This is a genomic window from Aminobacter sp. P4_D5 (genome assembly GCF_056401815.1).
Window position 1 is genome coordinate 1 of sequence record NZ_JBFUIP010001026.1, and the last position, 598, is coordinate 598.

Annotated in this window: 1 protein-coding gene; it reads left to right on the forward strand. The window is 68.7% G+C overall.

Translation table 11 applies throughout. The annotated features are described in order from the left end of the window. Positions 1 to 455: alpha/beta fold hydrolase (locus tag AC1DWF_RS36450; RefSeq protein WP_476843314.1), on the forward strand; the 455-nt coding region annotated here is incomplete at its 5' end. Between the last annotated feature and the right edge of the window lie 143 nt (positions 456 to 598).

Below are 598 nucleotides of genomic sequence, written 5' to 3' on the forward strand. Positions count from 1 at the left end.
GCGTGATCGGCCTGCAGGGCAGCGCCTTCGTGCACCCCTATTACGACACGACCATGCTGCATCACCCCCAGGTGCATGGCGGCGAGGTCTGCGCGGCCGCGGTCTCAGGCCTCATCGCCCCCACGGCGCCCGAGGCCGACCGGCAGGAGACCCTCTGGCACTACATGCAGGGCGGCCCCGGCGTCTTCCGCGGTGACCTGCATTTCTACAAGGAGGAGGGCGACCTCCGCCCCCTGCTGGCGCGGATCGACACGCAAAAATGCCCGGTCCACCTGCTGACGGGCGAGCACGACTATTCCTGCCGCCCGGAGGACACCATCGCCACGGCCGAGGCCATCCCCGGCTCCGTCGCGACCATCATGGAGGGGCTCGGCCACTTCCCCATGAGCGAGGATTACGGCGCCCTCCGCCCGCATCTTCTCCCCGTCCTGGACGGCCTCGCGGCAAAAGGCTGACGCATTCCGGAAATCCGGCCGGCGGGCTGACGACAATCCGGCCGGACCGGTCTAGCCTGCCGGCCTGCACGACAGGATCCACCCGCCGATGAACGAGCTCTCCGTCCCGCGTCCGAACAACATGGACGCCTACTTCATGCCCT